We start from the raw sequence: 25,567 nt of genomic DNA on the forward strand, positions 1-25,567 counted from the left end.
AGGTATTGAAATAAAAGGGAATTAAATCGAATCAAGGCTGGCATGCGGGCTGCAATTGTCTGGTTAACCAGGGCATTCAGAAACATACGCCCGCTATCGCATACCGACCCGAGTGGCAGGAGCTCCAGGATGAACCGTCAACGTGCCGCCCACCGGCACCTTTCGCCTGTGCATATCCAGCAAGGACTGTTCGCTGCACTGGCGCTGTTGATCACCCTGATCGGCGGCCAACAGTTTCAGCGCTGGGAGCACGACCAGCAGACTGAAACGCCACGTCTGTCGATTCAGCGTCCGACCCAAACCCATTTCCGCGCGGTCAGCAGCGGTCAGGCCGATAGCACCCTGATGCGCATGATGAGTGTCGACGAGGCCGGGCCTGTGGGTGAGATACGTCATCAGGAACGTTGGGTGTTCTAGGCAAAATTTCTGCGCAACCGATGCGCCGGGAAACGCAGCACCTCTAAACACAAGCGTAAGGAGAAATACCATGTTGAGCTGGGCCATCACATTCCTGGTCATCGCCATCGTCGCTGCCGTACTGGGTTTCGGTGGTATCGCGGGCACTGCCACAGGTATCGCCAAGATTCTGTTTGTCGTGTTCCTGGTGATGTTCGTTGCTTCCTTCTTCTTTGGCCGTCGCGGTCGAAGCTGACATGAACGGTTTGTTCAAGAAACTGGCTGCCGCCCTGTTGATGAGGCAACTGAAGAAAGATCAGAGCGGCTATTGAGTTCGCACATGAGGGAGGCCACTGCGCCTCTTTCCACCTGCGTCACCTGAGGAAGGCTGGCGCATGACCAAGGGGCCGGGACGTTCTGCCTGTTTCAGGGGCGGAGTGACCTACGGGTACAGGGGGTGCCTGCGCAAGGGCCAGGTCAGGAGAAGCTGCTTCGCAAGTTCGTCGGACCGTTATGGCTCGACGGGCTTACGAAGGGCTTGATCACGCAACACATTGAAATAGAGCGTTCGTCTCGGTGTCATCAGCGTTATCGCATCCTTGTCCTGGTTATGTCGGAAAATACTTTTCCCGGTGTTTCACCAGCGACCGTATATCGAGAAAAATCACCTTTTTTTGGCTGCGATTTTTCGCTTCGTCCTGCGGGATTCTGCTGCAAAATCAACCCTCGGCCACTGCTCGAAAAACATTCAATCTGCTCTGTGATGGCCGGTTCACGGCACTTATGCCTGCCGAAATGTCGCATTCGAACCGGTTGGGACGTACGGTTCACTAAAAAAACCTCATGCCGATTCGGCATAGGGTAGGCGTTTACAGCATTAGACGGCGCTTGCTTGCATCGGAATAGTTGCGCCTTTTTTCGCCTGCCAGAAAGCCGTAAACACGCGTTCCGGGGCACCTTATACGGGGGGAAGATGCACTAGACTTTTTCGCCACAAGCGTTCCAGTTCGTGCATCTCCCTGAGTCAAACAATAAGTAAGGGTAAAGATATGAAGAAGGCAAAGCTTAGCCTCGCCTGGCAGATCCTCATCGGTCTGGTATTGGGGATTGCAATCGGTGCGCTGCTCAACCATTTCAGTGCCGAAAAAGCCTGGTGGATCAGCAACGTCCTGCAACCGGCAGGCGATATCTTCATCCGTCTGATCAAGATGATCGTGATTCCGATCGTCATCTCCTCCCTGATCGTCGGCATTGCCGGCGTCGGTGATGCCAAGAAGCTGGGGCGTATCGGCTTCAAGACCATCATCTACTTCGAGATCGTCACCACCATCGCCATCGTGGTCGGTCTGTTGCTGGCCAACCTGTTCCATCCGGGTGCCGGCATCGACATGAGCACCCTGGGCACTGTGGACATTTCCAAGTACCAGGCTACGGCGGCCGAGGTTCAGCATGAACACGCGTTCGTCCAAACCATCCTCAACCTGATCCCGTCGAACATCTTCGCGGCCATGGTTCGCGGCGAAATGCTGCCGATCATCTTCTTCTCCGTATTGTTCGGTCTCGGTTTGTCGAGCCTGCAGGCGGACCTGCGCGAGCCGCTGGTGAAGATGTTCCAGGGTGTATCGGAAAGCATGTTCAAGGTCACTCACATGATCATGAACTACGCCCCGATCGGCGTGTTCGCACTGATCGCGGTAACCGTGGCCAACTTCGGCTTCGCGTCGCTGATACCGCTGGCCAAACTGGTGGTTCTGGTTTACGTCGCCATCGCCTTCTTCGCTTTCGTGGTCCTGGGCCTGATCGCTCGCCTGTTCGGCTTCTCGGTGATCAAGCTGATGCGCATCTTCAAGGATGAGCTGGTGCTGGCCTACTCCACGGCCAGCTCCGAAACCGTGCTGCCGCGCGTGATCGAGAAGATGGAAGCCTACGGCGCGCCGAAAGCCATTTGCAGCTTCGTGGTGCCGACCGGTTACTCGTTCAACCTCGACGGTTCGACCCTGTACCAAAGCATTGCGGCGATCTTCATTGCCCAGCTGTACGGCATCGACCTGTCGATCAGCCAACAACTGTTGCTGGTACTGACGTTGATGGTCACCTCCAAAGGCATCGCCGGCGTACCGGGCGTGTCCTTCGTGGTACTGCTGGCGACCCTTGGCAGCGTCGGTATTCCACTGGAAGGCCTGGCGTTCATCGCCGGTGTCGACCGCGTCATGGACATGGCCCGTACCGCACTGAACGTGATCGGCAACGCCCTGGCTGTTCTGGTTATCGCTCGTTGGGAAGGGATGTACGACGACGCCAAGGGCCAGCGCTACTGGAACTCCCTGCCGCACTGGCGCAGCAAGGAAAAACTGCCAGCGGGTGAAGTTTCCCGCAACTGACATAAATCCCCTGTAGGAGCGAGCTTGCTCGCGATGGTGGCAGGAGCACCGCGCATATCCAGAATGCCCGCGTCATCGTTGACGTCCATCGCGAGCAAGCTCGCTCCTACGACAAACCCCGGAGAAATCCGGGGTTTGTCGTTTCTGGCCACCCCGCTATCATTCGCGCATCTTTTGGGGGGATTTGACTGATGCTCAATGGCCTGTGGCTTGGCTTCTTCATCGTGGCAGCCGTATCGGCGCTGGCGCAGTGGCTGATCGGCGGTAATGCCGGGATTTTCGCGGCAATGGTGGAAAGCATTTTTGCCATGGCCAAGCTGTCGGTCGAAGTCATGGTGCTGCTGTTTGGCACCCTCACCCTCTGGCTCGGTTTTTTGCGCATTGCCGAGAAAGCCGGGATCGTCGAATGGCTGGCCAAGGCCCTGGGGCCACTGTTTCTGCGCCTGATGCCTGAAGTCCCGCCGGGTCATCCGGCCATCGGCCTGATCACCCTGAACTTTGCCGCCAACGGCCTGGGTCTGGACAACGCCGCCACGCCGATCGGTCTGAAGGCCATGAAAGCGCTGCAAGAACTCAATCCCAGCGCGACCGCTGCCAGCAACGCACAGATCCTGTTCCTGGTGCTCAACGCCTCCTCGCTGACCCTGCTACCGGTGACCATCTTCATGTATCGCGCCCAGCAAGGCGCGCCCGACCCGACGCTGGTGTTCCTGCCGATCCTGTTGGCGACCAGTTGCTCGACCATTGTCGGCTTCCTGTCGGTGGCGTTCATGCAGCGCCTGCGCATCTGGGACCCCGTGGTGCTGGCTTACATGATCCCCGGTGCCCTCGCCCTTGGTGGGTTCATGGCGTTACTGGCGACCCTTTCGGCGACCGCGCTGGCCGGTCTGTCATCGATCCTCGGCAATCTGACGCTGTTTGGCCTGATCATGCTGTTTCTGCTGATCGGTGCGCTGCGTAAGGTGAAGGTCTACGAGGCCTTCATCGAGGGTGCCAAAGAGGGGTTCGACGTCGCCAAGAACCTGCTGCCCTACCTGGTGGCGATGCTCTGCGCGGTGGGCGTATTGCGTGCCTCCGGTGCGCTGGACTTCGGCCTGGACGGGATTCGCCATCTGGTCGCATGGGCCGGATGGGACACGCGATTCGTCGATGCGCTGCCGACGGCGATGGTCAAACCCTTCTCCGGTAGCGCTGCCCGGGCGATGCTGATCGAAACCATGAAGACCTCGGGCGTCGACAGCTTCCCGGCGCTGGTGGCGGCAACGGTCCAGGGCAGTACCGAGACGACGTTTTATGTCCTGGCGGTGTACTTCGGCTCCGTGGGCATCCAGCGCGCACGCCATGCAGTCGGTTGTGCATTGCTGGCGGAGCTGGCCGGGGTACTGGGTGCAATCGGAGTTTGCTATTGGTTCTTTGGTTGATCGGTCCCGTCAGCCAATGCTCTGAGCGCCGCCTTGCGCTCGCCCGCCGGCAAGGCGCCGAGTTTTTCCACGGTGGCGTAAAATTGGAGCCAGTCGCCATTCTCCTGATGGAACAGCGCAGCAAAAGCCGGTACCCATTGGTCGTATAAACCAAACGGCAATAGCCGGGCATTGTTCATCGGAGCATAGATCCAGGCGTCGTAGCGCTTGTCTGCGGCCCACTGACTGTCACGCAATTGCCGGTATTCACTACGCAAGCGCTCGAACTCGGCAGCCTTGCGCTGGCGCATTTGTCCGGTTGGCAGCGGCAAGGTGTAGAGCTTTTCCAGTCGGGTGCGGGTCTTGAGCACTAGGGCAGTGAACTGGTCGCGCTGACGCGCCTGCGCATTGTTATCCGGTGGCAGTTGGCGATAGGCGCGCCATTGGCGGGTACCTTCCTGCTCGACGAAGGTGGCGAAGGACTCGTTGAACTCTGTGTCGTCCTTCACATAGACGCGTTGATGGGCCAGCTCGTGAAAGATCAGCGTGGCCAGTCGCTCGTCCCCCCAGCCCATCATCGAACTGATGATCGGGTCGTTGAACCAGCCGAGTGTCGAATAGGCCTCGACGCCGCCAACCGACACGTCCATGCCCTGCAAGCGTTGCAAAGCTGCTTCGCCACGGGCCGCACTCTGGCTGTAGTAACCGCGATAGGCCACGCAACCGGCGATGGGGAAGCAGTGGTTTACGGGCTTGAGAGAGAATTCCGGCGTGGCGAAGACATTCCAGACCACGAAGGGACGCCCAATGTCCGCGTACAAGCGGTAACTCTGGTTATCCGGCAGGTGCAATTGCTGGCTGGCGAACGTTCGGGCTTTTTGCGATTGCTCCAGGTGTGTGCGCAGTTTTTGATCGTGCGCCGGGTCGGCAATCACGCTGGAAACCGGCTCCCTGGCCCGCAGCAACTGCAGTTGGCCGCTGGCCAGTTGGTTGTAGTAGCTGACGCTGGCGCAACCGTTGAGCAACAAAAACAAAACGCCCGGAAACAAAACGCGAAAAACGCGATCAAGTAAGCCAAGGCTAGGAAGCGGCCTGATCACAATAATTCTTCCTTGGAGAGTCTTTCCACAAGACTATCCCGGCTGACTGGAGCTCCGCTATGCGCGCGTTGATACTGACAGGAGGCCTGCTGATGCTGGCCGGCTGTGCTTTTTTCGGACTACCCCGCCCTGATCCTGCGCAAGCCTGGATCGACCTGGACTCGAAGCAAGAAGATACGACTCTGCAGGCGCTGGAGGTCGATGACAAGGCCACCGACGACAAACGTTATTTTCAGGTCCAACCCGGTAGCCATGAGCTGACGGTCCGCTACCAGTTTTCGGTCCAGCCCACCAACATCGGACCTGATGCCGAACTGTTGTGGCGCGATTGCCAGTTGAACGTGAAATTCAACGACTTCAACGCGGGCGAGCGTTATCGGCTACAGGCGGGGAACATCGGCTTTCGGCCTTGGGTGAAACTCTACGATCAACAGCGAAAAGTGGTTGGCCAAGGCACGCCTGCGGGCTGTCAACACACTTGATCGGCGTTATGCTGAATGTATAACCACTTGGGACATTCATCATGTACAGGTTGATGCTGTTGCTGGCTGCCAGCATTGTCGCTGGTTGTCAGAGCCCGATGCCGCCGGCTAATCCAAAGATGGCCTGGGTCGAATTTTCCACGCCCTTCCCTAACGATAAGTTGCTGATGGCTGAACGTCTGGATAAACAACGCTTGGCCGACGGGCGCTTTTTTGAGGTTATGCCCGGCAGTCATGAACTGATCGTCCGCTTCGACTTCGAAGTACCTGGTGGCGGGGGCTTGAACATGATGAGCGGCCCTTCTGAACGCATATGTTACTTGACCATCAACTTCGATCATTTCGAAGCCGGTCAACGTTATGTGCTTGAAGGCCGCTCGATTGCCTTCATCCCTGAAGCCAGGCTTTACAATACCAAGCGGGAGATCGTTGCAGAAGATCGGGAGTCTTACTGCTTGATGTGAGGTGTCAGCGATCGTTCTTCTGGTAGATGATTTTCTTGGTGCCGTTTTCGCACGAGCCTACGACCATGTTCTGGTCGTGTACTTCGTCGTTGGTGACGATCTCAAGCGTATAGGACGTGACGCCACTGGCCTGGATCTTGGCTTCGATCTCGGCCTTGAGTTCTTCGCAGGGTTTCGGCGCTGCGAGGGCCGAAGTGGCCAGTGCGCAACAGATAACCGCCAGGGTAAGACGTTTCATGGTTGAAGCTCCTTTGACGCAGCACGCACAGTCATGGGTTTTTGCTGCTGTCATTTATTCGACCACAGTTTTAGCGGGCAAGTCTGTCGCGACACAAAAAAGATCGCGGCCTTAAGCACTTTTTGCCGAAAGATCCCGGCAGGTTGCTCAAGGCAGCGATCTTTTGTTCTCAACGAAAATCTGGCCGACCAATGTTGCTTCCAGGCTGATCTTCGCATTCCGCACCTTAGGCACCGGGCAGACCCGTCCGATCAATCTGCTTTTTTCGCGGGATTTTTTACCGGGCTATTGAAACTCGGGTATATGCCCTCATTGCATGAACACGCTTTTGGATTCGGCAGGTATTCGTTCGCAAGAACAAACCTGCACCCTCATTTGGAGAAGCAGGTTTATGAAACGACTGTCCGATATCAAGTTCTCGACCCTCGATCTGGTGCCGGTGCGCGAGAACGGCAGCGCGGCTCAGTCGCTGCGCAATTCGCTGGACCTGGCGCAGCACGTCGAGAAATTCGGTTACAACCGCTTCTGGGTGGCTGAGCACCACAATATGGACGGCATTGCCAGTTCCGCGACTTCGGTACTGCTCGGTTATCTGGCCGGTGGTACGTCGACCATTCGAGTTGGTTCGGGTGGGGTGATGTTGCCCAACCACGCACCGTTGGTGATTGCCGAGCAGTTCGGCACACTGGAAAGTCTTTATCCGGGTCGCATTGACCTGGGCCTGGGGCGCGCACCCGGTTCCGACCAGATGACCGCTCGTGCGCTGCGCCGTGAACGCTCCGGCAGCGCCGACGATTTCCCGGAAGATGTGGCGGAGCTGGTGCGCTATCTCGGGCCGCGTACTCCGGACCAACGCATCATCGCCATGCCGGGCACTGGGACCAATGTGCCAGTCTGGTTGTTGGGGTCGAGCCTGTTCAGTGCACAACTGGCCGGTGAACGTGGCTTGCCCTACGCCTTCGCATCGCATTTCGCACCGCGCTACATGCATGAAGCGATTCGGGTCTACCGCAATCACTTCAAGCCTTCAGCCGTTTTGGACAAACCCTATGTGATGCTCGGTGTGCCTTTAGTGGCAGCCGATACCGACGAGCAGGCCGATTACCTGGCGACTTCGGTGTTTCAGCGGATTCTCGCCCTGATGCGTGGCCAAAGCCTGGTACAGCGTCCGCCGGTGAAGACCATGGATGGCCTGTGGCTGCCCCATGAGAAAGAGGCCGTTCACGATTTCCTTGGCCTGGCCATGATCGGCAGCCCCCAGAAAATCCGCGGCAAACTCGAGGTCCTGATCGAACAGACCCAGGCTGACGAGTTGATTTTCACCTGTGACCTGTACGAGCATTCGGATCGCGTGCATTCCTACGAGTTGCTGGCGCAGGTCATGCGAGGCTGATACTCAAACAGCAGGCATAAAAAAGCCGGCGCCACGGCGTCGGCTTTTTCATTCTGGCGAAAATCGGCCTACTTTTTATAGACGATCACTTTGGCACCCGCTTCGCATTTGCCAACAACTTTTCCGCCGGCAGCGGCACCTTTGTCGACAATCTCCAGCGAGTAACCGGAAACGCCCTTGGCATCAAGTTTCGCTGCGATTTCGGCTTTCAGCTCTTCGCATGGCTTACCGCCCGCCAATGCGCTCCCCGCAAGGCTCAACAAACCCACTGCCAACATAAACTTCTTCATCGGTTGCATTCCCTGGTCGGATCATCGGGGTAACCAGCCGTCAGCCGGACGCACTCGTGCAGTGCTTTGCCATTCCCTATGGCATTCGGCCGGCGTGCAAGTTCAGAAGACTAGCCCAAAGTCAGCTGCTGGCAATCCGGAACCCGACTTTCAAGGTCACCTGAAAGTGCGCAGCCTTGCCGTCCCTGATGTGTCCACGGGTCTCGGTCACTTCAAACCATTCCATGTACTTGATGCTCTTGCTGGCTTCGGTCAGGGCGTTGTTGATCGCATCTTCGATACTGCTGGTGGACGAGCCGACCAGCTCGACTTTCTTGTAGGTGTGATGGTCAGACATGGCGTTCTCCTCGGCGTGTGAATTACAGCCTAGCAGTGATTTTTCCTATTTCTTCTGTTGGCTGTTCTGAGTGTGACGTTCATATTTACTGCACTTTCCCGAACCCATGAAGTCCCACTCAAAACACGCCACTCATCACCAATGCAGGAGAGCCATCATGGCCAATACCTCGTTACGCAAAGCCTCATTGCAAAGCATGGAAGCCGAGATCGAGAGTCTGCTCAAGTCTTTGGAGAGCCTGAAGGACGACACCTCGGACGAGTCGCGTAAAACCCTCAAGACCCTGAAAAGCAATGCCGAGAATGCCTTGAGGCATTCGCGCCATCTGCTTGCCGATGCCTATGAAGAGGTCAAGGTCAAAACCCGTGAAACCGGGATTGCCACCCGGGACTACGCCCAGGAACACCCCTGGACAACAGCCGGTGTCGCCGTGGGCGCATTAGGCCTGCTCGCAGCTTATCTGTTGTTCAAGCGTGATTAATCCGTCCGACGCAGCTCGTTCTTGAGCCACTGCGCCAGTTGCCGGGCGCGCCCGTCCGCGGCGCGCTTGGGGAGCCACAACGCCAGGTGCGCCGGGGTTTCACTGAAGCCCCATGGTGCAACCAGGCGACCGGCCTTCAAGTCCTCCGCCACCAAAGGTTCGGGGGCAATCGCCACGCCCAGACCCGCGACGGCGGCTTCCAGCAAGTAATACAAATGTTCAAATCCCTGACCGTACTTCAACGCCCTGGCGTCGAGGCCGCGTGATTGCGCCCAGCTCGGCCAGGCTTGCGGGCGTGAGGTGGTGTGCAGCAAGGGCTCGCTCAGCAGTGCAGTTTCCGATGCGTGCTTGAGCCGCTCATAGCCGGCGAACCGAGGGCTCATGACCGGACCAATGCATTCGCGGGCCAGCTCGAAAACCTGCATGTCCGCCGGCCAGGGTGGCTCGGCAAAGACCAGCAAGGCATCCAGCCCCGGCCTTCGCGGGTCGAGATCGCCTTCTCCGGCCGACAGGTGCAGGCGCAAATCCGGCAGGTCGGCATTGAGTCTCCCCAATCGCGGGATAAACCAGCGCGCCAGCAGGCTACCCGAGCAACCGAGCACGAATGGCGCATCGGCCGTGCTTTGGGTGAGTTCCGCGCAAACGCTGCGCAGACGCTCGAAGGCCTCGCTGCTGGCATCACGCAGGCGCAATCCGGCATCTGTGAGTTTCAGGCCGCGACCGTCCTTGATGAACAGGCTTACGCCGAGGTGTTCTTCAAGCACCTTGAGCTGCCGGCTGACTGCACCGTGGGTGACGTGCAGCTGCTCAGCCGCCTGACTGACGCTGTTCAAGCGGGCAGTGGCTTCGAAGGCGCGAAGCGCGTTCAGCGGAGGAAGGTCATGGCTCATGGGATCTGTGAGTTTTCCTGACAGGTTGTGGCGATCTTATCGGTTTTCAGGCCGGGTCGTCAGGGGTAGAGTGAAGCCCACTGTCTCTTTATGCATCACTTCACGCATTCAACTGGAGCGCCCCATGACCCAGACTAATCTGCGCAACGGCCCTGATGCCAACGGCCTGTTTGGCGCGTTCGGCGGCCGCTACGTTGCCGAAACCCTGATGCCGTTGATCCTCGACCTGGCCCGCGAATATGAGTTGGCCAAGGAAGATCCTGCATTCAAGAAAGAACTGGCCTATTTCCAGCGCGACTACGTCGGACGCCCAAGCCCACTGTACTTCGCCGAGCGCCTGACCGAGTTCTGTGGCGGCGCGAAGATCTACCTCAAGCGCGAAGAGCTGAACCACACCGGCGCGCACAAGATCAACAACTGCATCGGCCAGATCCTGCTGGCGCGGCGCATGGGCAAAAAGCGCATCATCGCCGAGACCGGCGCCGGCATGCACGGTGTGGCCACCGCCACCGTCGCCGCGCGTTTCGGTCTGGATTGCGTGATCTACATGGGCACCACTGACATCGAACGTCAGCAGGCCAACGTGTTTCGCATGAAGCTTTTGGGTGCCGAAGTGATCCCGGTGGTGGCCGGCACCGGCACGCTGAAAGACGCGATGAACGAAGCCCTGCGTGACTGGGTGACCAACGTCGACAGCACCTTCTACCTGATCGGCACCGTGGCTGGGCCGCACCCTTACCCGGCAATGGTTCGCGACTTCCAGGCCGTGATCGGCAAGGAAACCCGCGAGCAGCTGCAAGCCCAGGAAGGTCGCCTGCCGGACAGCCTGGTGGCGTGCATCGGCGGTGGTTCCAACGCCATGGGGCTGTTCCACCCGTTCCTGGACGACAAGAGCGTCGAGATCATCGGCGTTGAAGCTGCCGGTTACGGCATCGAGACCGGCAAGCATGCGGCCAGCCTGAACGGCGGCGTGCCGGGCGTGCTGCACGGCAACCGCACCTTCCTGTTGCAGGACGACGATGGCCAGATCATCGACGCCCACTCGATCTCCGCTGGCCTGGACTACCCGGGCATCGGTCCGGAACACGCTTGGTTGCACGACATTGGTCGCGTTCAGTACACCTCGGTGACCGATGACGAAGCCCTCGCCGCGTTCCACCAGTGCTGCCGCCTGGAAGGGATCATCCCTGCCCTGGAAAGCGCCCATGCCCTGGCTGAAGTCTTCAAGCGCGCACCGAGCCTGCCGAAGGATCACCTGATGGTGGTCAACCTGTCCGGGCGTGGCGACAAAGACATGCAAACCGTGATGCACCATATGGAACACTCTCAACACGAGCAATCCAAGCAGGAGAAACACTGATGAGCCGCCTGCAAACGCGTTTTGCCGAACTCAAGGAACAGAACCGCGCCGCCCTGGTGACCTTCGTGACCGCCGGCGACCCGGGCTATGACACCTCCCTGGCCATCCTCAAGGGCTTGCCGGCGGCGGGTGCCGACGTGATCGAACTGGGCATGCCCTTCACCGACCCCATGGCTGACGGCCCGGCCATCCAGCTCGCCAACATCCGTGCGTTGGGTGCCAAACAGAATCTGGCGAAAACCCTGCAAATGGTTCGCGAGTTCCGCCAGGACAACAACGAAACGCCGCTGGTGCTGATGGGGTACTTCAACCCGATCCACATGTACGGTGTGCCGCGCTTCATTGCGCAAGCCAAAGAAGCCGGCGTTGATGGCCTGATCGTGGTCGACCTGCCGCCGGAGCATAACGGCGAGCTGTGCGACCCGGCGCAGGCCGCGGGCCTGGATTTTATCCGCCTGACCACGCCAACCACCGACGATGTACGCCTGCCGACCGTTCTCAACGGCAGCTCCGGTTTCGTCTACTACGTCTCGGTGGCCGGTGTGACCGGCGCCGGTGCCGCCACGCTGGAGCACGTCGAGGAAGCGGTCGCCCGTCTGCGCCGCCATGCCGACCTGCCGATCAGCATCGGTTTCGGTATCCGTACCCCGGAGCAGGCGGCATCCATCGCTCGCTTGGCTGATGGTGTGGTGGTGGGTTCGGCATTGATCGACCAGATCGCCAATGCGGCAACCGCGGATCAGGCAGTCGACGGTGTATTGAGCTTGTGCTCGGCGTTGGCGGACGGCGTGCGTAAGGCCCGCGTCAGCTGAGGGTAAGATTGTCCATGAGGTTCTGCAGGGGATTGTGTACTGACGGATCAGCCACTGGGCTGAACACTGAACCCCTGTAGGAGCGAGCTTGCTCGCGAAGGCGGTGTATCAGTCAACATGGATGTTGAAACTGATGGCCTTTTCGTCGGATCGCCGCCCGGAGCAAGCTCGCTCCTACAGGATTTGGGTCAAGGCAACTCTATTCCGCCTGACGCCTTGTGCAGTTTGCGCAAGTGCTCGCCAATCTGTTTCACGTTGGCCTCATTGGCAGCCATTTCGGCGGCACGGCCCGGTTCGAGCAACGCTCTCACTTCCTTGTCCAGATCCCCGGACAGTGCCAGGAGCTGCTTCTGGCGCTGGCTGCTTTCCGATTCCAGATGCTCCCACTCGCTCGGCTGTGGCAAGCCATAACCGTTGGTACCCAGCAGCTCCGCGGGGCGGCTGAGGAAGCCACTGTTGGCGAGAATGTCCTTGAGCGTCTCGTTGGCCTTGTCCATGCCGCCATTCTTCAGCTCGCGGGCGCCCAGATAACGCTGTTTCACTTCATCCTGGGCCAACAGCAACTGTCGACGAAAACTCGCTTGCTCCAGCAGAAGCAACGCCGCACTGGTGCGCAAATCAGCCTGGTCGAACCATTGCCGACGCTCCGAGGCTTTCAAGTCGAGCCAGTCTTCGACGGTTTCCTGTTTGATCGGCAAGTGCTTTTTCAGGACTTCGAACATGGCCTGATAGCGATCGCGGAAGGAGTCGAAACGATAACCCAGGCGCAGGGCTTCCCGTGGATCGTCCAGCACACTGGTGTCCGCCAGTCCTCGGCCCTTGAGCACTTCCAGCAAACCGTTGGGCATGATGTTGTCGAGTCCAACCAACTGCGGGTTGTTGGTCCCGCCACGCAGCAATTTCAGTTCTTCCACTGCGCAGTTGTTTGACAGGAAGAAGTAGTTGCCGTCGTAGCTCCAGTGCATCTCGGCGGCACGTCCGACCACGTCTTCAATCTCTCTGCGCGACAGGTTCAGGGGCACGGAGGCCAGGCTGCGCAGTTCGGTCTTGGTGTATTCGTCGATGACCTGGGACAGCGGCAGGATAAACAGCCGCGACGGGTATTTACCGACCAGGCCATCCCAGCTCGACAGCTGTACGTCGCCGACGAAGGCGCGGTACGACAGCACCAGATGCTGGTCCAGGTCCAGTCGACAATCCGGTCCGCGTGGTCGGCCCGGTGCGCAGATCACCAGGCGCAACATGCTATGGCCCCAGCGGCTGAACAGGTTCTGGTTAGCTTCGGCCAACAGATAGTCAACGGCATACACCCGCTCCGGATCGACCTGGCCCAGAGGTGTCTTGGCGAAGTCGTTGCCGGCATTGAGGAACGCGAAGGTTTTACTGCAGGTGTTTTTGGCGGCAGGCGCCCAACCGAAATGTTCCTTGTAGTAGCGGTACAGCGCGGGTCGACGGCAGGCGTAGCTCGGGTCGAGGAGGAAATACTCCATGTTCACCGCAACGAATTCCTTCGGACTGCTTGTCTCGTAGATGTCCGGGCTGCGGGCAATCTGGCGATTGTGCTGTTCGCGTTCGCCACGACGACCTACGTATTGCTGCCAGCCGGCGAGGTCGAGCAGGCGTGGATCATCACTAAGGGTAAAGCGCCGATCCGACTGGCCCCGGCATTGGTCGGGAATGCCAACCAGCCCTGAGCTGTTGTTACGCTGAGTGCAGCGTTGAATCAGCTTGCGTTCGGCATCCGGCCACAGGCGTGAGCGATCGTAGATGTGCGTCAGCTCGTGCAATACAGTGGCCAGCATTTCCCGGCGCACAGTGCCATGGGGGCGATGGGTTTTCCTGGTCGCGGCGCTCCCGTCGGTAAGGCCGGCCAGCAGGTTGCGGTTCAGATCGAGCTCGGACACCAGCGATGCCTGACCGTAGGCGTTGCGTGGCATGTCATCGGTCCAGCCAACGTCGATGCGTCGATCGAGTCGCTCGATAAAGCGTGGCGGCAGTGCCTGCATGGCTTCATCGAGCAAGGCCTGGCTGGCTTGCTGTTGTGCGGGCGTCAGACCTTCGGTCTTGAGCTGTAATTGAAGGCCTGCGTGGGCCGTGTTGCCGAGCAACAACAGAGCCCCGGCCAGCAGCCAGGCGCCTGGACGCTTCACAGTGCGAGGAGGGCTTCGGCGAGATCCTGGTCACTGGCGTCACGGGCTTCCGGCACGCGGGTGCGCAGCAAGTCGAAAGCGGATTCCAGGTGAGCGCCACGAATGTCGCCATTGCTGGCAACGAAACTGGCGGCGTCGTCCTGGGCTTCGCGTACGATTTTCGAGTCGCGAATGGACGTAGTGGTATCGGAAGTGAAATCGAGGGTGCGCTGGGTGGCGCGGATCAGCATGTTACTGGTGGCAACCAGAGTATGTGCCTGGGCCACATCGGCCAACAGCAGCAGGCCTAAGGTGGCAGCAATCAGCGGGTTACGCATGGAACGACTCCAGAAAAACAGGGATAACTATTGGACGAGAATTGCTTGTGCCAGTTCAAGGTCGCTGGCATGAAGTTTTACCTGGGTTCGGCGCAGATACTGCAGGGCCGACTCCAGTCGTGCGCCTCTCAGTTGGCCGTCACTGGCAATGAATGCCGCAGCGTCATCCTGGGCGGCGAGCAGCAGTTTATGGTCGAAGGGGGCGCTGGTCACCAAACTTGTGGCGTAACCGCTGGCGACGATGCCTTGGGTGGACAGGTTGAAGGCGTCATAAGCGTGGGCTGATCCGCAGCAGCCAAGGGTAAGAAAGACTGGAGCGATCAAGAGACTTGAAGGAAAGCGCATGAGACTCGACAGTTGAAAACGGGTCCCAAGGCTAGCGCAAGGCCCGATCTAGAGCCAGCGTCGAAACATTGGGACACGCCGGGCGTGCCCCATGTCTGTGCAGTCGTTTAGATCGTCAGGATCGCTTGCGCCAGCTGGGCGTCGGTTGCGCTCAGCTGTGGTGCCTGGCGGTGAATGTGGTCGATGGCGCTTTCCAGTTTCACGCCGCGGATGGAACCTTCACTGGCGACGAAGCTGGCAGCGTCGTCACGGGCTGCGAGGACGATTTTGTCATCCTTGAACGACGACGAGATGACGTCGGAGGTCGCATCGGATGTGGCTTTGAGCGCGTTGACAACAGCGTCGGTGGTCACGATGAAGCTGGATGCGCTGGCATTGGCTGCCACGGCAAACAGGGCAGCAGCGCTGAGCAGACGGAGACGGGACATGGGTAACTCCTTTTGGTAAACCAATTGAAAAATGGCGCAGTGTCTGCAAGGTCAGACGCCAAGCGCCTGGCGCTCGCCACGTTATGGCTTGATATTAGGCCTGAGTGTGTCAGTTCGAACAGCCCGTCATGCAAACAGACGGTCAGCGCCAGAACGGTTTGTCCATCTCATTGACGCGGTCGGCGTGGCTGATACCAAGATCCGATAGCTGATGATCATTGAGTTGAGCCAGTAAACGTCGTGTTCTCGCTCTTTCGAGACTAGCGAAGAGTCTTGTTGGCAGATCTCTGACCCAGTTCAGGCGAGGTCTCGATTGAACCGATGATGTGGAAACATCCTGTAAAGAATTCATGGCGCGATCCCTGTCCTGATAAGTAGAGGGGGCCATGCTGACACCGGCCGGACATCCGCTATAGACACACTGCGACGATATTGTACTCGTCCAGTTTGTATTTTTTGAAAACTGTACTGGTATTCAGGTTCCCCTACTGTAAGACCGAATTTGACAGGCCAAAACGACAAAACCCGTCGTGGTTTCCCACGACGGGTCTTGTTTTTTCAATTCGGGTTGCTGGCGGTGGACCTTAAGGTCAGAGCCAGCGACGCTAACTTAGCGCCAGAACGGCTTGCTCAGCTCTTCGTAGCGTTGTGCTTCGCTAATCCCGGCGTCAGCCAGCAGACGCGAATCCAGGCGAGCCAGTTGATGGCGGCTGGTGATGCGGCGCTGCCACAGCATCAGGTTGGCGATAACGCGCAGAGGCAGGGAAGCCTGGGTTTTTGCAGCAGTGTCTTGAAAGAACAGATCGGAACTGAGTGTACGTTCCATGGTGGTCATCCTTCCGCTTATGGCGGGATTAGGTAGTGGTTTAACTGGTACCCATGATCCTCTCGTTTGCCTAGTCTCTGTAGATACAGTTCATCTGTATTGTGAGGGCTCAGTTAACTGTTTATAGGGGGTGTACTGGTCTAAATTGAGGCAACTGTACCTGTCTGCACTATTAAGGTGCAAAATTGCTGTTTTTGTTCGATGGAGTAGGAATTTTCCCTGAGAAATGACCGGTACAGCAGTACAGTTTTTTTCATATTGCGAAGAGACAAGAGCAAGCTGACGAAAACGTGTTTGCGCCAGCTGCTATCTGTACCAATTACTTCTTCAGCATTTGCCCGGTTTCTTCCAGGTTGATGTGCCAGCTCAGGGCGTCACGCAGGATGTGCGGGGTGTGTCCGCCGATTGCGCACGCGGTGGTGAAGTAATCATTCAGCGCCTGGCGGTAATCCGGGTGCACGCACTTGTCGATGATGACCCGGGCACGCTCCCGGGGTGCAAGGCCTCGCAAGTCTGCCAGGCCCACTTCGGTCACGAGGATGTCGACGTCATGTTCGGTGTGGTCAACATGGCTGACCATCGGCACCACGCTGGAGATCGCACCGCCCTTGGCGATCGACTTGGTCACGAACACAGACAGGTGCGCGTTGCGCGCGAAGTCGCCCGAGCCACCGATACCGTTCATCATCCGCGTGCCGCAGACGTGAGTGGAGTTGACGTTGCCATAGATGTCGAACTCCAGTGCCGTGTTGATTCCGATGATGCCAAGGCGGCGCACGACTTCAGGGTGGTTGGAGATCTCCTGCGGACGCAGTACCAGTTTGTCCTTGTAGCGCTCCAGGTTGCCGAACACGTCGGCATTGCGCCGGCTCGACAGGGTGATCGAACTGCCCGACGCAAAACTCAGTTTGCCCGCATCGATCAGGTCGAAGGTCGAGTCCTGCAGGACCTCGGAATACATCGTCAAGTCTTCGAACGGTGAGTCGATCAGGCCACACATCACCGAGTTGGCGATGGTGCCGATACCGGCTTGTAGCGGGCCGAGCTTGTTTGTCATGCGCCCGGCTGCCACTTCCTGTTTGAAGAAGTCGATCAGGTGGTCGGCAATGGCCTGGGTCTCGGTGTCCGGTGCCAACACAGTGGAGGGCGAATCAGCCTGGTTGGTGACCACGATGGCGACGATTTTTTCCGCTGGAATCGGGATGGCGGTGCTGCCAATGCGATCGTCGACCTTGACCAGCGGAATCGGTGTACGGGTCGGACGGTAGGTCGGGATATAGATGTCGTGCAGACCTTCGAGGTTCGGGTTGTGCGCCATGTTGATCTCGACGATCACGTGCTTGGCGAAAATCGCGAAGCTGGCCGAATTGCCGACCGAGGTGGTTGGCACTATATGCCCTTGCTCGGTGATCGCCACGGCTTCAATCACGGCAATGTCCGGCAGTTTCAATTGCTGGTTGCGCAATTGCTCCACGGTTTCCGACAAGTGCTGGTCGATGAACATGACCTCCCCGGCATTGATCGCCTTGCGCAGGGTGCTGTCGACCTGAAACGGCATGCGTCGCGACAGCACACCGGCTTCGGTCAACTGCTTGTCGAGGTCGTTGCCCAGGCTTGCGCCGGTCATCAGGCTGATCTTCAGCGGCGTGACCTTGGCACGCTCGGCCAGCGCCTGGGGGACGGCCTTGGCTTCGCCGGCGCGAGTAAAGCCACTCATGCCGACGGTCATGCCGTCCTCAATCAGAGCGGCAGCGTCGGCAGCACTCATCACTTTGTCCAACAACGAAGGCAGGCGAATACGGTCACGGTACATGGGTTGTTATCTCGGGCAACAGGTAGCAGGACGTGCAGTCTAGTGAATTGCGCCTGCTTCTGTCCCGCTACCAAGGTCGCAATCGAGGCGTCTATTCCGGGGCTTTCAAGCAAAACACCGTTACCGGATCGGTAACAAAAGAATGGTTTGTCCGACGATTTGCGCAAACAAAAACGCCCCGACGAGTCGGGGCGTTCCGTGTACCGCAGAGGGTTAGTCGACAGCCTTGACCATGTCTTCGATGACCTTTTTCGCGTCGCCGAACACCATCATGGTCTTGTCCAGGTAGAACAGCTCGTTGTCCAGGCCGGCGTAGCCGCTGGCCATCGAGCGCTTGTTGACGATGATGGTCTTGGCCTTGAACGCCTCGAGGATCGGCATGCCGGCAATCGGCGATTTCGGGTCGTTCTTCGCCGCCGGGTTGACCACGTCGTTGGCCCCCAGCACCAGCACCACGTCGGCCTGGCCGAACTCGGAGTTGATGTCGTCCATCTCGAACACCTGGTCGTAAGGCACTTCGGCCTCGGCCAGCAACACGTTCATGTGGCCGGGCATGCGACCGGCCACCGGGTGGATCGCGTACTTCACGGTCACGCCGCGATGGGTCAGCTTCTCGGTCAGTTCCTTCAGCGCATGCTGGGCCCGCGCCACCGCCAGGCCGTAGCCCGGCACGATGATCACGGTGTCGGCGTTGGTCAGCAGGAAGGTCGCGTCGTCGGCCGAACCGGATTTCACCGGACGGGCTTCTTTCGCACCCGCCGGGCCGGCCGCCTCTGCGGTATTGCCGAAGCCACCGAGCAGCACATTAAAGAAGGAGCGGTTCATCGCCTTGCACATGATGTACGAGAGGATCGCACCGCTTGAGCCGACCAAGGAACCGGCGATGATCAGCATCGAGTTGTTCAGCGAGAAGCCGATACCCGCCGCGGCCCAGCCGGAGTAGCTGTTGAGCATCGACACGACCACGGGCATGTCGGCACCACCGATCGGGATGATGATCAGCACGCCGAGCACGAAGGCCAGGGCGAGCATCACGGCGAAGGCGGTGTAGTCGCCGGTGAGCATGAAGGTCACGCCCAGGCCCAGGGTGGCCAGGCCCAGCAGCAGGTTCAGCTTGTGCTGGCCGCTGAACTGGACCGGGGCGCCCTGGAACAGGCGGAACTTGTACTTGCCCGCCAGCTTGCCGAAGGCAATCACCGAACCGGAGAAGGTGATCGCCCCGATGGCGGCACCGAGGAACAGCTCCAGGCGGTTACCGGCCGGGATTGCGTCACCGAGTTGCGCAACGATGCCCAGCGACTGCGGCTCGACCACGGCAGCCACGGCGATGAACACCGCGGCCAGGCCGATCATGCTGTGCATGAAGGCGACCAGTTCGGGCATCTTGGTCATTTCCACGCGCTTGGCCATGATCGAACCGGCCGTGCCGCCGATCAGCAGGCCGACGATCACGTAGACGATGCCGTCGTGCGCCAGCTCGGAGCCCAGCTTGTAGATCAGGCCCACCGTGGTGAGGATCGCCAGGCCCATGCCGAGCATGCCGAACAGGTTGCCGCGGCGCGACGTGGTGGGGTGCGAGAGGCCCTTGAGCGCCTGGATGAAGCACACCGAGGCGATCAGATACAGGGACGTAACCAGGTTCATGCTCATGCTTGCTGCACCTCAGCCTTGACGGCGGCGGCCTTGGCAGCCGGCGCTTTGGCCGCTTTTTTCTTGAACATTTCCAGCATGCGCCGGGTCACCAGGAAGCCACCAAACACGTTGACCGCGGCCAGGGCCACGGCCAGGGTGCCCATGGTCTTGCCCAGTGGGGTCACGGTCAGCGCGGCGGCGAGCATGGCGCCGACGATCACGATGGCCGAGATGGCGTTGGTCACCGCCATCAGCGGCGTGTGCAGGGCCGGTGTCACGTTCCAGACCACGTGGTAGCCGACATAAATCGCCAGCACGAAGATGATCAGGTTGTAGATACCGTGAGAGATCAGCATGTCTTCCATTGTTTTTATCCTCAGCCGTTCTTGCGCACGATCTGGCCGTCGCGGCACATCAGGCACGCGGCGACGATATCGTCTTCCAGGTTGATCACCAGTTGTCCGTCTTTATCGAACAACAGTTTCATGAAGTCCAGCAGGTTGCGGGCGTACAGCGCCGAGGCATCGGCCGCCACGGCGCTGGCCAGGTTGGTCGGGCCGACGATGGTCACGCCATGTGCGACGACCACCTGGTCGGCCACGGTCAGCGGGCAGTTGCCGCCCTGGGCGGCCGCGAGGTCGATGACCACCGAGCCCGGTTTCATCTGGGCCACGGTTTCTGCACTGAGCAGCGTCGGTGCCTTGCGGCCGGGAATCAGCGCAGTGGTGATGACGATGTCCGCCTGCTTGGCGCGTTCGTGCACGGCCGCGGCCTGGCGCTGCATCCAGCTGGCCGGCATCGGGCGGGCGTAACCGCCGACGCCGACGGCGCATTCACGTTCTTCGTCGGTCTCGTACGGCACGTCGACGAACTTGGCGCCGAGGGATTCGATCTGCTCCTTGACTGCTGGACGCACATCCGAAGCCTCGATCACCGCCCCCAGGCGCTTGGCGGTGGCGATGGCCTGCAGTCCGGCCACGCCGGCCCCCAGGATCAGCACGCGCGCCGCTTTCACGGTGCCCGCCGCAGTCATCAGCATCGGCATGAACCGCGGGTAGTGATGCGCGGCCAGCAACACGGCTTTATAGCCGGCGATGTTGGCTTGCGAGGACAGCACATCCAGGCTTTGCGCGCGGGAGGTGCGCGGCGCCGCCTCCAGGGCAAAGGCGGTAATGCCGCACTCGGCCAGCTTGGCGATGGTTTCGTTGCTGAACGGGTTGAGCATGCCCACCACTATGGTGCCGCTCTTGATCAGCGCGAGCTCACTGTCGCTGGGGGCGACGACTTTGAGAATCAGCTCTGCACCAAACGCATCGTTGGCGCTGCCAATGCTTGCGCCTGCCGCTTCATAGGCACTGTCGACAACGCTGGCATTAATGCCGGCGCCGCTTTGTACAGTGACCTTATGGCCCTGGCCGATCAGCTTCTTGATGGTTTCCGGGGTTGCAGCAACCCGTGTTTCACCGGTCTGGGTTTCGAGAGGAACACCAATGTGCACGTCAAATCTCCTGCGTGATCTTATTGAGTAAACCCATGCACTGCGGATGGTGCGGCTGGGGCGGCCGATCAGCACGATCCCGCCAAATCAGGGCGGGGCGCGGCATTTTGCAGGCGAACTTTGTGCCCTTCAAGGGATTATGACGGGTGACGGAAAATTAACTACAAGTCACCCCGTGACCGAATGTCGCATCCAGGTGGCTCGATCCCTTGTAGACCGTGCTTTTCAAGGATTCTGGCTGAAATTGAAGAATTTACACATCGGCCGTATGAATGATGTGGCATCGCTTCGAAATAGTGGCGCAAAGCCGCGTGGTCAGGCGCTTGTGGAACGTTTGTACAACTTTTCGATACAGTTTACTGGTATGCGACAAATACGTACATCTGTAGTGCTTTACATTTGTTGACTACGAGGTCAAGTATCGTTGAGGGGCCTTTATCCTTCTAGGTTGTAGCTGTGCGCCTGATTTACCAGCCAGTCACGAAATGCCCTCAAAGACGCGGATTCGACCTTTCGCTCAGGAATCATCAGGTAATAAGCCTTGATGCTGGACAGTGCTTGCGGGTTGGCGATCACCAGGTATTTCTCTTTCAGCTCACGTTGAATCAGGAACGGCGGGATCAGGGCAATGCCCATGTTGTGCATGGCTGCCTGGGCGAGCATGGAGAATAGCTCGTAGCGGGGGCCTGTCATGTCTCGAGGGACATTCAGGTGTTGGGAGTCGAACCATTGGCGCCAGGCATAGGGGCGGGTGGTCTGTTGCAGTAGAGGCAAGTCGGCGATTTCGCTAGGCGTCAGACTGGTCTTGTTCCCGAGCAGGTTGAGGCTGCAAACCGGCATCGGATTCTCACCCATTAGCCTGTGGGACTCTGTACCGGACCAATCCGCATCACCGAAGTAGATGGCGGCATCAAAATCAGTGTCGGCAAACAGGAACGGTCGTGTGCGGTTGGTCAGGTTGACCGTCACTTCCGGGTGCTTTTGCTGGAAGTCCTTGAGGCGCGGCAGCAGCCATTGGGTGCCGAAGGTCGGAACAACTGCCAGTTCGATCACGTTGGTGCCCTGCTGGCCCATTACGGACAAGGTGTCGCGTTCAACTGCATCAAGTTGAGTGGCGACCCGGCGGCTGTAGGAAAGACCGGCTTCCGTCAGCTTCACTCCGCGCCGCGAGCGTCGGAACAGTTCCACGCTGAGGAACTCTTCAAGGCTGGCGATCTGTCGGCAAATCGCCCCTTGGGTCAGCGAAAGTTCCTGGGCGGCCTTGGTAAAGCTCTCATGACGCGCCGCAGCCTCGAAGCTGATCAGGGCGGTGGTGCTAGGTATCTTTCTGCGCATGTACGTCAACCTCACTAATACATCGCATAAAGGCTCTTTTGCGATGTTTCGGAGTGAGAAATTAGCACAACAGTATGCAAAATCCTCGTTTGCCGTGGCGCCGATCCGGGCCTAGGATCAGTCCACGTTATTTGACCCGATTCGAGAGGACACACTCATGGGCGGTAAAGCTAGCTTCAACTGGATCGATCCCCTGCTGCTGGATCAACAGCTCACTGAAGAAGAGCGCATGATTCGCGACACAGCTGCGCAGTTTGCTCAGCAGAGTCTTGCGCCGCGCATTCTTGAGGCTTTCCGTCATGAGAAGACCGATCCGGCGATCTTCCGCGAAATGGGCGAAGTTGGCCTGTTGGGCGCAACCATCCCCGAGCAGTACGGCGGTAGCGGCCTGAACTATGTCAGCTATGGCCTGATCGCCCGTGAAGTCGAACGTATCGACTCTGGCTATCGCTCGATGATGAGTGTGCAGTCCTCGCTGGTGATGGTGCCAATCAATGAATTCGGTACCGAAGCGCAGAAGCAGAAGTACCTGCCGAAACTGGCGTCGGGCGAGTGGATCGGCTGCTTCGGCCTGACCGAGCCTAATCACGGTTCCGACCCGGGCGCGATGATCACTCGTGCACGTAAAGTGGAAGGCGGCTACAGCCTCACCGGCAGCAAGATGTGGATCACCAACAGCCCGATCGCCGATGTGTTCGTGGTCTGGGCCAAGGACGATGCCGGCGACATCCGCGGCTTCGTTCTGGAGAAAGGCTGGAAAGGCCTGAGCGCTCCGGCAATTCACGGCAAGGTTGGCCTGCGCGCATCGATCACCGGTGAAATCGTCATGGACAACGTGTTCGTGCCGGAAGAAAACATTTTCCCGGATGTCCGTGGCCTGAAAGGGCCTTTCACTTGCCTCAACTCGGCACGTTACGGCATCGCCTGGGGTGCGCTGGGTGCGGCCGAGTTCTGCTGGCACACCGCTCGCCAGTACACCCTGGATCGTCAACAGTTCGGCCGCCCATTGGCCGCCACTCAGTTGATCCAGAAAAAACTGGCCGACATGCAGACCGAAATCACCATGGCGCTGCAAGGCTGCCTGCGTCTGGGTCGCATGAAGGATGAAGGCACCGCGGCGGTCGAAATCACTTCGATGATGAAGCGCAACTCTTGCGGCAAGTCCCTGGACATCGCGCGCATGGCTCGCGATATGTTGGGCGGCAACGGCATCTCCGATGAGTTTGGTGTCGCGCGTCACCTGGTCAACCTGGAAGTGGTGAATACCTATGAAGGTACGCACGACGTCCATGCGCTGATCCTCGGTCGTGCGCAAACCGGCCTCCAGGCGTTCTATTAAGGAGAACGTCCATGGGCGCGCTATCGCATCTTCGGGTACTGGATTTATCGCGGGTGCTGGCCGGGCCTTGGGCCGGGCAGATCCTGGCTGACCTTGGTGCCGAGGTGATCAAGGTCGAACGCCCGGGTAACGGCGATGACACGCGCGCCTGGGGGCCACCGTTCCTTAAAGACGCTTATGGTGAGAACACCAGCGAGGCCGCCTATTACTTGTCGGCCAATCGCAACAAGCAATCGGTCACCATCGACTTCACGCGCCCTGAAGGGCAGAAGCTGGTGCGAGAGCTGGCGGCCAAGTCAGATATCCTGATCGAGAACTTCAAGGTCGGTGGTCTGGCGGCCTATGGTCTGGACTATAAATCGTTGAAGGCGATCAATCCGGATCTGATCTATTGCTCGATCACCGGGTTTGGTCAGACTGGTCCTTACGCCAAGCGTGCGGGCTATGACTTCATGATCCAGGGGCTCGGCGGCCTCATGAGCCTGACGGGGCGACCTGAAGGCGAAGAAGGTGCGGGGCCTGTGAAGGTTGGCGTGGCGCTGACGGATATCCTGACCGGTCTGTATTCGACTGTCGCGATCCTGGCTGCGCTTGCGCATCGGGATCATGACGGCGGTGGTCAGCATATCGATATGGCGCTACTGGACGTACAGGTGGCTTGTCTGGCCAACCAGGCAATGAACTACCTGACGACAGGCAATGCGCCTAAACGTCTGGGCAATGCTCATCCGAACATTGTGCCTTATCAGGATTTTCCTACGGCGGATGGCGATTTCATCCTTACCGTCGGGAACGATGGGCAGTTTCGCAAGTTTGCGGAAGTGGCCGGGCAGCCGCAGTGGGCGGACGATCCGCGTTTTGCCACGAACAAGCTACGGGTGGCAAACAGGGCTGTACTGATTCCGCTGATCCGCCAGGCAACGGTGTTCAAGACTACCGCTGAATGGGTGGCGCAGCTGGAACAGGCTGGCGTGCCATGCGGGCCTATCAATGACCTGGCGCAGATGTTTGCCGATCCTCAGGTCAAGGCACGCGGGTTGGCTATCGAGCTGCCGCATGCGCTGGCCGGGATGGTGCCTCAGGTGGCGAGCCCGATTCGACTGTCGCAGACGCCGGTGGAATACCGTTATGCACCTCCGTTGCTGGGTGAGCACACGCTGGAGGTTTTGCAACGGGTGTTGGGCCTGGATGCCGGGGCGGTGTCTGCACTCAAGGCATCGGGCGTTCTCTGATTGGTCTCTTCTATATAGAGGGGCGTTTCGGCTCCTCTATATAGGCCCCCTTCGGGGCTTTTGCTGCTTTCTGCAGCTTATTGATAGAGAATCTAAATCAGTGCTTGACGGCAGATTCTGGAGGCCTATAATTCGCCCCACTTCCAGCGCAGTCGAAACGGAAAACTCCTTGGTAAACAATGAGTTACGCAGTTTTCGGCAGCAGGTTGCTTCAGTTCATCGAAGCCAAAAGGAAGTTGAAAAAGAGGTGTTGACAACAGCGAGTAACGCTGTAGAATTCGCCTCCCGCTGATGAGAGATCTGAAGCGCAAGTGGTTGAAGTTGTTAAGGAAATCCTTGAAAACTTCTTAAAAAATCACTTGACAGCAAATGAGGCTGCTGTAGAATGCGCGCCTCGGTTGAGACGAAAGCTCTTAACCAACCGCTCTTTAACAACTGAATCAAGCAATTCGTGTGGGTGCTTGTGGAGTCAGACTGCTAGTCAACAGATTATCAGCATCACAAGTTACTCCGCGAGAAATCAAAGATGTAACCAACGATTGCTGAGCCAAGTTTAGGGTTTTCTCAAAACCCAAAGATGTTTGAACTGAAGAGTTTGATCATGGCTCAGATTGAACGCTGGCGGCAG

General features: G+C 58.7%; 28 protein-coding genes. 12 read left to right on the top strand and 16 right to left on the bottom strand.

Features of this window, described 5'->3' with window-relative positions:
• Positions 1-129: 129 nt before the first annotated feature.
• From KGA81_RS05490 to KGA81_RS05505, 4 genes are all read left to right on the top strand, one after another.
• Positions 130-417 (top strand): hypothetical protein, encoded by a 288-nt coding sequence (locus KGA81_RS05490; RefSeq protein WP_223544889.1) that lies wholly within the window; start codon positions 130-132, stop codon positions 415-417.
• 70 nt (positions 418-487) lie between these two features.
• Positions 488-652 (top strand): DUF1328 domain-containing protein, encoded by a 165-nt coding sequence (locus tag KGA81_RS05495; RefSeq protein WP_223544890.1) that lies wholly within the window; start codon positions 488-490, stop codon positions 650-652.
• A 793-nt stretch (positions 653-1,445) separates the two neighbouring features.
• Positions 1,446-2,777, top strand: coding sequence for a glutamate/aspartate:proton symporter GltP (gltP, locus tag KGA81_RS05500; protein WP_223544891.1), 1,332 nt, complete (start codon positions 1,446-1,448; stop codon positions 2,775-2,777).
• Positions 2,778-2,968: 191 nt separating this feature from the next.
• Positions 2,969-4,198 (top strand): nucleoside recognition domain-containing protein, encoded by a 1,230-nt coding sequence (locus tag KGA81_RS05505; RefSeq protein WP_223544892.1) that lies wholly within the window; start codon positions 2,969-2,971, stop codon positions 4,196-4,198.
• Here the strand turns inward: KGA81_RS05505 and KGA81_RS05510 are convergent.
• Entirely contained in the window at positions 4,180-5,277 is a 1,098-nt protein-coding gene (locus KGA81_RS05510; protein WP_223544893.1) for an aminopeptidase, read from the bottom strand. The two genes, KGA81_RS05505 and KGA81_RS05510, sit on opposite strands and share 19 nt — an antisense overlap.
• A gap of 59 nt (positions 5,278-5,336) precedes the next feature.
• Between KGA81_RS05510 and KGA81_RS05515 the strand changes: the two genes are divergently transcribed.
• Together KGA81_RS05515 and KGA81_RS05520 are read left to right on the top strand one after the other, a co-directional pair.
• Positions 5,337-5,759 (top strand): hypothetical protein, encoded by a 423-nt coding sequence (locus tag KGA81_RS05515; protein ID WP_223544894.1) that lies wholly within the window; start codon positions 5,337-5,339, stop codon positions 5,757-5,759.
• Positions 5,760-5,800: 41 nt separating this feature from the next.
• Entirely contained in the window at positions 5,801-6,223 is a 423-nt protein-coding gene (locus KGA81_RS05520; protein ID WP_223544895.1) for a hypothetical protein, read from the top strand.
• Between the two features lie 4 nt (positions 6,224-6,227).
• Here the strand turns inward: KGA81_RS05520 and KGA81_RS05525 are convergent, their stop codons facing one another.
• Positions 6,228-6,461, bottom strand: a complete 234-nt coding sequence (locus KGA81_RS05525; protein WP_223544896.1) for a DUF1161 domain-containing protein — start codon at positions 6,459-6,461, stop codon at positions 6,228-6,230.
• A gap of 391 nt (positions 6,462-6,852) precedes the next feature.
• Here KGA81_RS05525 and KGA81_RS05530 point away from each other — a divergent pair, with 391 nt between their 5' ends.
• Positions 6,853-7,854 carry an LLM class flavin-dependent oxidoreductase gene (locus KGA81_RS05530; RefSeq protein ID WP_223544897.1) on the top strand — a complete coding sequence of 334 codons (1,002 nt, stop codon included), beginning with the start codon at positions 6,853-6,855 and terminating at the stop codon, positions 7,852-7,854.
• A gap of 68 nt (positions 7,855-7,922) precedes the next feature.
• Here the strand turns inward: KGA81_RS05530 and KGA81_RS05535 are convergent, their stop codons facing one another.
• Together KGA81_RS05535 and KGA81_RS05540 are read right to left on the bottom strand one after the other, a co-directional pair.
• The gene (locus tag KGA81_RS05535; RefSeq protein WP_008045869.1) at positions 7,923-8,144 is read right to left on the bottom strand and encodes a DUF1161 domain-containing protein; all 222 of its coding nucleotides are present in this window, start codon (positions 8,142-8,144) and stop codon (positions 7,923-7,925) included.
• Between the two features lie 121 nt (positions 8,145-8,265).
• On the bottom strand, positions 8,266-8,481 hold the full coding sequence (locus KGA81_RS05540) for a dodecin (RefSeq protein WP_015092929.1): 216 nt from the start codon (positions 8,479-8,481) through the stop codon (positions 8,266-8,268).
• Positions 8,482-8,638: 157 nt separating this feature from the next.
• Here KGA81_RS05540 and KGA81_RS05545 point away from each other — a divergent pair, with 157 nt between their 5' ends.
• The gene (locus KGA81_RS05545; RefSeq protein WP_223544898.1) at positions 8,639-8,962 is read left to right on the top strand and encodes a YqjD family protein; all 324 of its coding nucleotides are present in this window, start codon (positions 8,639-8,641) and stop codon (positions 8,960-8,962) included.
• Here KGA81_RS05545 and KGA81_RS05550 read toward each other — a convergent pair.
• Complete coding sequence (locus KGA81_RS05550) at positions 8,959-9,852, bottom strand: LysR family transcriptional regulator (RefSeq protein WP_223544899.1); 894 nt, start codon at positions 9,850-9,852, stop codon at positions 8,959-8,961. The two genes, KGA81_RS05545 and KGA81_RS05550, sit on opposite strands and share 4 nt — an antisense overlap.
• 124 nt (positions 9,853-9,976) lie before the next feature.
• Here KGA81_RS05550 and trpB point away from each other — a divergent pair, with 124 nt between their 5' ends.
• The gene (gene trpB, locus KGA81_RS05555) at positions 9,977-11,212 is read left to right on the top strand and encodes a tryptophan synthase subunit beta (RefSeq protein WP_223544900.1); all 1,236 of its coding nucleotides are present in this window, start codon (positions 9,977-9,979) and stop codon (positions 11,210-11,212) included.
• On the top strand, positions 11,212-12,024 hold the full coding sequence (trpA, locus tag KGA81_RS05560; RefSeq protein WP_223544901.1) for a tryptophan synthase subunit alpha: 813 nt from the start codon (positions 11,212-11,214) through the stop codon (positions 12,022-12,024). The genes trpB and trpA overlap by 1 nt, the downstream gene beginning before the upstream one ends.
• A gap of 188 nt (positions 12,025-12,212) precedes the next feature.
• On the opposite strand, the gene KGA81_RS05565 is transcribed toward trpA, so the two are convergent.
• From KGA81_RS05565 to KGA81_RS05615, 11 genes are all read right to left on the bottom strand, one after another.
• Positions 12,213-14,174: a DUF4105 domain-containing protein gene (locus KGA81_RS05565; RefSeq protein WP_223544902.1), complete on the bottom strand. Its 1,962-nt coding sequence runs from the start codon at positions 14,172-14,174 to the stop codon at positions 12,213-12,215.
• The gene (locus KGA81_RS05570; protein ID WP_223544903.1) at positions 14,171-14,491 is read right to left on the bottom strand and encodes a DUF2388 domain-containing protein; all 321 of its coding nucleotides are present in this window, start codon (positions 14,489-14,491) and stop codon (positions 14,171-14,173) included. Before KGA81_RS05570 ends, KGA81_RS05565 begins: the two co-directional genes overlap by 4 nt.
• 27 nt (positions 14,492-14,518) lie before the next feature.
• Positions 14,519-14,836, bottom strand: a complete 318-nt coding sequence (locus KGA81_RS05575; RefSeq protein WP_223544904.1) for a DUF2388 domain-containing protein — start codon at positions 14,834-14,836, stop codon at positions 14,519-14,521.
• Positions 14,837-14,943: 107 nt separating this feature from the next.
• Entirely contained in the window at positions 14,944-15,264 is a 321-nt protein-coding gene (locus KGA81_RS05580; protein WP_223544905.1) for a DUF2388 domain-containing protein, read from the bottom strand.
• A 142-nt stretch (positions 15,265-15,406) separates the two neighbouring features.
• Entirely contained in the window at positions 15,407-15,616 is a 210-nt protein-coding gene (locus tag KGA81_RS05585) for a DUF1127 domain-containing protein (RefSeq protein ID WP_223544906.1), read from the bottom strand.
• 258 nt (positions 15,617-15,874) lie between these two features.
• The gene (locus tag KGA81_RS05590; protein WP_108218709.1) at positions 15,875-16,090 is read right to left on the bottom strand and encodes a DUF1127 domain-containing protein; all 216 of its coding nucleotides are present in this window, start codon (positions 16,088-16,090) and stop codon (positions 15,875-15,877) included.
• A 319-nt stretch (positions 16,091-16,409) separates the two neighbouring features.
• The gene (locus KGA81_RS05595) at positions 16,410-17,903 is read right to left on the bottom strand and encodes an acetyl-CoA hydrolase/transferase family protein (RefSeq protein ID WP_223544907.1); all 1,494 of its coding nucleotides are present in this window, start codon (positions 17,901-17,903) and stop codon (positions 16,410-16,412) included.
• 213 nt (positions 17,904-18,116) lie between these two features.
• Positions 18,117-19,553 (bottom strand): NAD(P)(+) transhydrogenase (Re/Si-specific) subunit beta, encoded by a 1,437-nt coding sequence (locus KGA81_RS05600; protein WP_223544908.1) that lies wholly within the window; start codon positions 19,551-19,553, stop codon positions 18,117-18,119.
• Positions 19,550-19,900, bottom strand: a complete 351-nt coding sequence (locus tag KGA81_RS05605) for an NAD(P) transhydrogenase subunit alpha (protein WP_046042645.1) — start codon at positions 19,898-19,900, stop codon at positions 19,550-19,552. The genes KGA81_RS05600 and KGA81_RS05605 overlap by 4 nt, the downstream gene beginning before the upstream one ends.
• 11 nt (positions 19,901-19,911) lie before the next feature.
• Positions 19,912-21,033 carry a Re/Si-specific NAD(P)(+) transhydrogenase subunit alpha gene (locus KGA81_RS05610; RefSeq protein WP_223544909.1) on the bottom strand — a complete coding sequence of 374 codons (1,122 nt, stop codon included), beginning with the start codon at positions 21,031-21,033 and terminating at the stop codon, positions 19,912-19,914.
• Between the two features lie 435 nt (positions 21,034-21,468).
• The gene (locus KGA81_RS05615) at positions 21,469-22,368 is read right to left on the bottom strand and encodes a LysR family transcriptional regulator (protein WP_223544910.1); all 900 of its coding nucleotides are present in this window, start codon (positions 22,366-22,368) and stop codon (positions 21,469-21,471) included.
• A gap of 157 nt (positions 22,369-22,525) precedes the next feature.
• Between KGA81_RS05615 and KGA81_RS05620 the strand changes: the two genes are divergently transcribed.
• Positions 22,526-23,707 carry an acyl-CoA dehydrogenase gene (locus KGA81_RS05620; RefSeq protein WP_223544911.1) on the top strand — a complete coding sequence of 394 codons (1,182 nt, stop codon included), beginning with the start codon at positions 22,526-22,528 and terminating at the stop codon, positions 23,705-23,707.
• Between the two features lie 11 nt (positions 23,708-23,718).
• Complete coding sequence (locus tag KGA81_RS05625) at positions 23,719-24,939, top strand: CaiB/BaiF CoA transferase family protein (protein ID WP_223544912.1); 1,221 nt, start codon at positions 23,719-23,721, stop codon at positions 24,937-24,939.
• The last annotated feature ends 628 nt before the right edge of the window (positions 24,940-25,567 follow it).

Origin of the sequence: Pseudomonas sp. A-B-19, assembly GCF_019947515.1 — a bacterium.
Taxonomy (GTDB): Bacteria; Pseudomonadota; Gammaproteobacteria; order Pseudomonadales; family Pseudomonadaceae; genus Aquipseudomonas.